Raw genomic sequence first — 8,689 nt, forward strand, 5'->3', positions numbered from 1 at the left:
GTGAATCTGTTCCGCTTCTGTGGAAATAACCCCGGGTCATATTTTGATGATGGAGGGTTAATGAAGCGAAACGCATTACCTCACGCGGAGACTTCTGCAGATGGTTCTCCCCCCCCGCCACCACCTCGATCCTCAGCTAGTTTGCAAGCTAGTTCCTCTGGCAGTTTGCAATCGCCACCTCGATCCTCAGCTAGTTTGCAAGCTAGTTCCTCTGGCAGTTTGCAATCGCCGCCTCGCTGGGTCTTACGTGCGGACAGGCTTTTAGCGCTTCTCAATAATAATCCTTCAGCGAAAGATGCAAGAGCTCAAATGAAGAAAGATTATGAGAAAAATAATAAAGCTGCCGCTGATAGAAGTAGTGTGGCACAGATGAAATTTGACAAAGAGAATCCCAGAGCCACTGATTATGATTCCGTCTTGAAAGATTATGCTGACGCCAGTTCTGGGACCTATAAAAGAATCAATAACCTACTTCGGGGGATTGGCTTGTCAGGTGGTGATGACAACGACACTAGTGTTGCTGAGGAGGATAAGAGAGAATTTGAATTACTATTTCCCTATCTACCAGAAATGCCTGTCGTTGGCTATAGGGTGATTATGACTGCGAAAAATATCTATGGTGGGGAGATAGTAGTAGAGAATATTGTCATGGATAAAGGGTATATGTCTCTCTTTTCATATCCTCCTTCTATGCTGGGCTGGATAAACTGGGCAAAAGGAGAAAGTGGAGAGGAAAGTGCGTCTGGCAACGAAATGGTTGCATTCATGATTGATGAGTCGGTGAAGAAACGGGAGGCGTTCAGCAGTACTTTAAACGATCACCTTCTTATCGCTCCGGGCACTCTTCTTCAGGTTGACGGTATCAGATCGGTGAACAATAATTCCGGGGCAGGAAAGAAATTACCTAGCTGGAAGTTGGTCGTGCTGTCAAAGATTAATACTCCGGGAGTAAAACCCGTTAAAAACATTTATTCAGGTAAGGTGTACAAGCAGTAATAAGGTACCGCTGCACATGAATAGCGTGTATTTCTTATGGGGTACCAGTTAACCGGCCGCGTTGAAGGTGCCCCGCAACAGGATGTGATGGGACACAGTTACCCGGTAGGTATTGCCATAATTGATCTTACCCAGCAATAGTGGACACGCGGCTAAGTGAGTAAACACTCAGTCAGAGGTGACTCACATGACAAAAACAGTATCAACCAGCAAAAAATCCCGTAAACAGCATTCGCCTGAATTTCGCAGTGAAGCCCTGAAGCTTGCTGAACGCATCGGTATTGCTGCCGCAGCCCGTGAACTCAGCCTGTATGAATCTCAGCTCTATGCGTGGCGCAGCAAACTGCAGCAACAGATGACCTCGTCTGAGCGTGAAAGCGAACTGGCCGCTGAAAATGCCCGCCTGAAGCGGCAACTGGCGGAGCAGGCAGAGGAACTGGCCATCCTCCAAAAGGCCGCGACATACTTCGCGAAGCGCCTGAAATGAAGTATGTCTTTATTGAAAAACATCAGGCTGAGTTCAGCATCAAGGCAATGTGCCGCGTACTCGGGTGGCCCGCAGCGGCTGGTATACGTGGTGTCAGCGGCGGACAATGATAAGCACACGTCAGCAGTTCCGTCAGCACTGCGACAGCGTTGTCCTCACGGCTTTTACCCGGTCAAAACAGCGTTACGGTGCACCACGCCTGACGGATGAACTGCGTGCTCAGGGTTACCACTTTAACGTCAAAACCGTGGCGGCAAGCCTGCGCCGTCAGGGGCTGAGGGCAAAGGTCTCCCGGAAGTTCAGCCCGGTCAGTTACCGCGCACATGGCCTGCCTGTGTCAGAAAATCTGCTGGAGCAGGATTTTTACGCCAGTGGCCCGAACCAGAAGTGGGTGGGAGACATCACGTACTGTGTGCCCGGAGTTCAGGGCGAGCATGGAGGCTCAAATGAACCATGAGTCTGTCTGGAATATTGAAACGGTAACTCATGACGAGAAACCCAACAATCCCACCGGGTGTGACGGTGGAGAACCTGAGCGGCAGTGACCTGCGGCATGCCTGCAGGGTGATGTAACCCGCTGACAACGGGGATTGAGGCGAGATCACTAAGCCGAGATGCTCCCCAAGGTTGAGTGCTGAAAGGCTGAAGAACATGAACCCGTTAATTCGCCTCTGTGGGTTGAAAACGTCACCACGGCCAATGTGATCTGACAGGCCGTGCAGAAGGAACTGGCAGTGATATGTATGCACTGCCGGTCAAAGGTGTTTTGACAAGTATGCAAAACACCGGGACAGCAGTGCCCATCACGCTCGGGTTGCTGACTTCTGCCAACTTGCGGCAAGCAAGGGTAAAGAGTGCGACGGGCAGCCTCCTCAGTATGTCTGAGTCCAGACAGGTGAACCGGGGAAGGTCAGCGACGGATGTTAAGGGGGCATGGCCCCGATGACGCGCTGACTGGCGGAGCTTCCGTAGTAGTCCGCGATGGGGAAAGCCCATTACATGGCGAAGGGGAGCAGTTTAAATGTGTTTGCGACGTGAATTAACTGACCTAATGAGGTGAAGACCTTTGATAATCAGCGAAATGCAACGCAAGCTTGCCACATGGGCAGCCACCGATCCGTCCCGACGGATTGAACGGCTGCTGCGTCTGATAACACAACCAGAATGGCTGGCTGAAGCGGCGCGGATCACGATTTCATCAAAGGGGGCGCATACCCCCGGCGTTGATGGCGTGAACAAAACAAAGCTACAGGCCAGACTGGCTGCTGAGCTGCAAATCCTCAGGGATGAATTACTCTCAGGTCACTACCAGCCCTTGCCCGTCAGACGGGTTTATATCCCGAAAAGCAACGGCAAGCTGCGACCTCTGGGTATCCCGGCGTTGCGTGATCGTATTGTTCAGCGGGCCATGCTGATGGCGATGGAGCCGATATGGGAAAGTGATTTTCATACACTCTCATATGGCTTCCGGCCTGAACGCAGTGTCCACCATGCGATCCGCACGGTGAAATTGCAGCTCACCGACTGCGGTGAAACACGGGGCCGCTGGGTAATTGAAGGCGACCTGTCCAGCTACTTCGACACTGTACACCATCGGTTGCTGATGAAGGCAGTACGCCGCAGGATCAGCGACACTCGTTTCATGGCTCTGCTGTGGAAAACCATCAAGGCCGGGCATATTGATGTCGGTCTCTTTCGGGCGGCAAGTGAAGGCGTACCGCAGGGTGGTGTAATATCGCCATTGCTGTCGAATATCATGCTCAATGAGTTCGATCAGTATCTGCATAAACGCTACCTGAGCGGGAAAGCCCGAAAGGATCGCTGGTACTGGAATCACAGTATCCAGCGAGGCCGAAGTACCGCTGTCAGAGAAAACTGGCAATGGAAACCTGCTGTGGCGTACTGCCGGTATGCCGATGACTTCGTGCTTATCGTCAAGGGTAACAAAGCACAAGCCGAAGCCATCAGGGAAGAGTGTCGTAGTGTGCTTGAAGACAGCCTGAAACTCAGGCTGAACATGGACAAGAGCAGAATCCCCCATGTTAACGACGGCTTTATCTTTCTGGGTCACCGGATCATCCGCAAACGCAGTCGTTATGGCGATATGCGGGTGGTCTCGACGATCCCGCAGGAGAAAGCCAGAAACTTCGCTGCATCGCTGACGGCTTTGTTATCAGGTAATTACAGTGAAAGCAAAATCGATATGGTTGAGATACTCAACCGGAAACTGAAAGGCTGGGCCGCGTTCTATCAATTCGTTGATTTTAAGGCCAAAGTATTCAGTTATATCGACCGCGTAGTGTTCTGGAAGCTGGCTCACTGGCTGGCCCGCAAGTATCGTACAGGTATCGCTTCCCTGATGAGGTGGTGGTGTAAATCACCGAAACCGGGTCAGAGCAAAACATGGGTTTTATTTGGAAAAACCAACCACGGTAAGCTCAGCGGTGAAATCCTGTACCGGCTGGTCGGGCAAGGCAAGAAGCTGTTCCGCTGGCGTCTGCCTGAAGGTAACCCTTATCTGAGGACGAAAGCCAGAAACACGGATACATCGCGCTACACTGAAGTGTCAATGGCGTTCGCCAGCGTTTAAACGGAGAGCCGGATGCGCTGAAAGGTGCACGTCCGGTTCGGGGAGGAGAGGCAGGGAAATAGTCCAACTACGCCCTGCCTCTTACTCTACTACGTACAGATGAAGGCTGGCTGTATCTGGCAGTGGTCATTGCCCTGCAGATGGCGCTGTGGCGGCGTAAGAGACCCCGGAACGTTATCGTTCACACGGACCGTGGAGGTCAGTACTGTTCAGCAGATTATCAGGCGCTGCTGAAGCGGCATACTCTTCGTGGCAGTATGAGCGCAAAGGGCTGCTGCTACGATAATGCCTGCGTGGAAAGCTTCTTTCATTCGCTGAAAGTGGAATGTCTCCACGGAGAACACTTTATCAGCCGGGAAATAATGCGGGCAACAGTGTTTAATTATATCGAATGTGATTACAATCGGTGGCGACGGCACAGTTGGTGTGGTGGTCTCAGTCCGGAAAAATTTGAAAACCAGAACCTCGCTTAGGCCTGTGTCCATATTACGTGGGTAGGATCAAATCATCATGCACTCGGCACTGGTCAGAACTGGCGATATTGCCAGTGCACATGCGATAAGATGATTAAGCTCTACCAGAGGTGGCGTTTGACAAAAGAGGATTCACTGGCAAAAGTAACTGTGAGCAACGCATGTCCGAGTGTTGTAACGACCCCCTGAAACGCACAGGGTACATCGATATTATAGCCGTTGTATTAGCCGTTTCGTGAGTGAATCATAGCTTGTGCCTGGTGCAGAAATATGCCACTTTCGAATATTCACTTATATGTCACAGGGATGCCCTACTGATGCCATTAAGTTCTTCGCTTCTGCATGCAAATACTCCTGCGGTAATTTCTTCGCACTGTGGTCTTGCCCTGTTGCCCCCCCGGCAGATGCTAATGCCCGGGCCCCCGCCCGGATACTGGTGACCCGTACAGTTTCCGACCCGTTCACCAGTACCACCCGGTGTTCGGGGCGAGAAAGTTGGTGAATGTGGTAACCGGTATGCAGATATTACCAGTAAATCTCTGAGGTATTACATATCGCTACAGGAGAACACCATGAACACATCATTGTTCTGTAACACTCCGACGGTCAAAATACTAGACAATCGCGACCATACTATACGCGATATAGCGTACTACCGTCATCCCGGCTCGCCAGATGGTACCCGTGTGCGCATCACCCGCCATCAATACGACGCCCGCGGCTTTCTGACGCAGAGCGCTGACCCGCGCCTGCATGAGGCCAGACGGGCGAACTTCAGCTATATCAGAAATATGCCCGGTGGAGCCCTGCGTACAGAGGGTGTGGATAACGGCACCACTGTCAGCCTGAATGATGCGGCAGGCCGACCGTGTTTGGTGGTCAGCAACATCAGTTCCACCCGTGACGGTACGGACGACCGAAGCCGGGCAGTGACCCGTACCTGGCAGTATGAAGGTAAGGACCTGTCTGGCCGGCCGGTGAGCATTACGGAGCAGGTCACTGGCGAAGCCGCCCGCATCACGGAGCGCTTCGTGTATGCCGGTAACGGTGACGCAGAGAAGTTCCTAAACCTGGCCGGTATGCGTGTCAGTCACTACGACACAGCCGGACTGGCGCAAACGGACAGCATGGCGCTGACCGGGGTATCACTCTCCGTCACCCGCCGCCTGCTGAAGTACACGGACAACCCTGGCACCGCGGCTGACTGGCAGGGTACTGATGCTTCTTCGTGGAACGACCAGCTTGCCGGTGAGCTCGAGGGATATACCACCCTGTCGACAGCGGATGCCTCCGGGGTGGTGCTGACGACCACTGACGCGAAGGGTAATATGCAGCGGGTAGCGTACGACGTGGCAGGTCTGCTGTCAGGCAGCTGGCTGACCCTGAAGGGCGGTACGGAACAGGTCATTGTGAAATCCCTGACATACTCCGCCGCCGGACAGAAACTACGCGAGGAGCACGGCAACGGCGTGGTGACCACATACGCGTATGAGCCTGAGACACAGCGTTTGTGCCGGATTAAAACGGAACGGCTTGCCGGGTATCAGTCGGGGCAGAAGGTCCTCCAGGACCTGCGCTATGAGTACGACCCTGTGGGTAACGTGCTTAAAGTCACTAACGACGCAGAAGAGACCCGCTTCTGGCACAATCAGAAAGTGGTCCCGGAGAATATCTACACCTACGACAGTCTGTACCAGCTGGTCAGCGCCACCGGACGCGAGATGGCTAATGCCGGTCAGCAGGGCAGCAACATGCCGCCTGTCACCGTTCCCCTTTCCACAGACAGCTCCGCCTTTACGAACTACTCCCGCACTTACACTTATGATACCGGCGGTAACCTGACTCAAATCAGCCACAATGCACTGGCCACCGGTAACAGCTACACCACAAAAATCACGATAAGCGCCCGTAGCAACCGGGGCGTGCTGAGCGTCCTGACAGAAAACCCGGCAGAGGTGGAGGCGCTGTTCACGGCGGGCGGGCAGCAGAAGGCGTTGCAACCGGGACAGCATCTTACCTGGACACCGCGTAATGAGCTGCTGACAGTATCGCCGGTGGTGCGGGATGGGAACGCGGATGACCGGGAGAGCTACCGCTATGACGGCGGCAGTCAGCGCATCCTGAAGGTCAGTGTACAGTCAACCGGTAGCAGTACTCAGACGCAGCGGGTGCTGTACCTGTCGGGGCTTGAGCTGCGCAGCATAAAAACGGGCGACACGGAAACGGAGAGCCTGCAGGTCATGACGGTGGGTGAGGCGGGCCGGGCACAGGTGCGTGTGCTGCACTGGGAGAGCGGAAAACCTGAAAACATCATCAATGACCAGTTGCGCTGGAGCTACGATAATCAGATTGGCAGTGGCCAGCTGGAGCTGGACGGTGACGGACAGGTCATCAGTATGGAAGAGTACTACCCGTACGGTGGTACGGCAGTGTGGGCAGCGCGCAGTCAGCTGCAGGCGGATTACAAGACCATCCGTTACTCGGGAAAGGAGCGGGATGCGACGGGGCTGTACTACTATGGGTACCGGTATTACCAGCCGTGGGTGGGGCGCTGGCTGAGTGCGGATCCGGCAGGAACGGTGGATGGGCAAAATTTGTTTCGATTTTGTAAAAATAATCCGGTGAATTTTACTGAAATAACAGGGTTAAATTCCTTGAGACTTAATGAAAATTGCTATGATGGTTCAGAAAAAGAGACTGAACTATATTTTTTAGAGGAAATGAAAAATGGGATTGTTGAGCGATTTCAGACGGATAAAGAAAAAGCCTTAGCTAATCTAGAAAAATTAACTGGCCGCTCACTTAACGGGGAGCAGTTGGGCGAGATGTATGTTAAATTGTATGATTCTCTTGCCTCTGGGGAGTTAAATTTGAATTTCTTTCCTTCTAATCTTTCTAAAATGAAGGGGGGGCGTTTATTAAATGGATGGCAGACAAATTCCAGACCTGATGGTGGGTATTTTGAAAAAAGGGATGCGACAGAACTGGATATTTACAAATCCGGAGGGGAGGCCTTCAGTGATTTTAATGATAGAATCAAAGGGAATGGGAGCCTTTCTGGTCGACCTGTCTACGGTTCATTATCTATCGGAGAAACTCAGTCATCACAGGCAAAAAATTATGGTCAGGGGATTATGACTTTAAGCGATGACCTTAAAGATTATGTCACTTATACGCCAAGGGATTCTTTAGTACTGTATGGAGATAGCCAGACGTCTGGTAATACCGGGATAACGCATCTTGTTGCCTCCCGGGAAAATCTAAATCCTATTCTGTCAGGTTTAAATTCTCAGCAGTACAAGGCCCTTGCTGAAGGTCGCGCTCCAGCGGAATATATTGAATGGCAAGCGCATACCCCTGTTCTGTTTAAAGATGTGGAAAAAATAACCGTTGATAAAGCTGATATGAAAATGAAAAAGAGCATTGAGAAATTTTCTAAAAAACATAGCATCATGCGGCACTAGCCCGGTGTTCGCCGGGAGTTAAAGAGCATTGTGGGTCAATAAGTTTTTGGCCTTCTTTAAAGGAAAGTAATGGTGTTGTTGCACCCTCGAACCAGCCGGTATTGATCTATACCGGCTGCTTATCATGACTGTCTTTCGATAAACGGCACTTTTGTAAATAAACGATAAGGAGCGACTTATCGTCACTTTTGCTGAAGGAGCAGCACTCGAACCCATCTGAAGGATGACATTTTTAGTATGATAAGGAAACGGACCCGCTCAGGCTGTAGTGGATTGGTAATTCAGGACACCTCGAAATCCTGTTAATGTTAAAACAGTGAAAATGAGGTGATGCATGATCAAAACTCGTCGGACTAAACGTACCTTTTCCCCGGAGTTCAAGCTTGAAGCTATCGAACAGGTGGTTAAATACCAGCGTGATGTCAGAGAAGTCGCGCTGGCACTCGAGCTCAACCCTGACCATTTGTGTAAGTATCCCGCATAATCGTGCCATTCATATTTAGAGATCATCCGGCATAATCAATCTGCCAACGAAGGAGATCGCTATGCGTAAAGCCCGTTTTACTGAGCATCAGATCATCGCTGTGATTAAGTCAGTTGAAGCCGGACGAACCGTTAAAGATGTCTGCCGGGAGGCCGGTATCTCTGAAGCCACCTACTACATCTATGGACTACCTCC

Annotated in this window: 4 protein-coding genes and 3 pseudogenes; all 7 read left to right on the forward strand. The window is 51.7% G+C overall.

All coding sequences use genetic code 11. From position 1 onward, the window contains the following. Window positions 1-996 (forward strand): hypothetical protein (locus tag FEK66_RS23195; protein WP_205714136.1); only part of this gene is annotated, 996 nt, incomplete at its 5' end. A 187-nt stretch (window positions 997-1,183) separates the two neighbouring features. Beyond that, window positions 1,184-1,892, forward strand: a pseudogene (locus tag FEK66_RS23200) (IS3 family transposase); the annotation flags it as partial. Between the two features lie 672 nt (window positions 1,893-2,564). Then, the gene (gene ltrA / locus FEK66_RS23210) at window positions 2,565-4,073 is read left to right on the forward strand and encodes a group II intron reverse transcriptase/maturase (RefSeq protein WP_167854282.1); all 1,509 of its coding nucleotides are present in this window, start codon (window positions 2,565-2,567) and stop codon (window positions 4,071-4,073) included. Window positions 4,074-4,141: 68 nt separating this feature from the next. Beyond that, window positions 4,142-4,546: pseudogene (locus tag FEK66_RS23215) on the forward strand (IS3 family transposase); the annotation flags it as partial. Between the two features lie 572 nt (window positions 4,547-5,118). Further along, a complete protein-coding gene (locus FEK66_RS23220) occupies window positions 5,119-8,010 on the forward strand; it encodes an RHS repeat domain-containing protein (protein WP_138211614.1) in 2,892 nt (963 codons plus the stop codon). 334 nt (window positions 8,011-8,344) lie between these two features. Continuing rightward, window positions 8,345-8,482, forward strand: a pseudogene (locus FEK66_RS23225) (transposase); the annotation flags it as partial. A gap of 73 nt (window positions 8,483-8,555) precedes the next feature. Beyond that, window positions 8,556-8,689, forward strand: a 134-nt coding sequence (locus FEK66_RS23230; RefSeq protein ID WP_171023576.1) for a transposase, incomplete at its 3' end; no start/stop codon positions are given.

It is taken from the genome of Escherichia sp. E1130 (genome assembly GCF_005781065.1).
Lineage (GTDB): Bacteria > Pseudomonadota > Gammaproteobacteria > Enterobacterales > Enterobacteriaceae > Escherichia.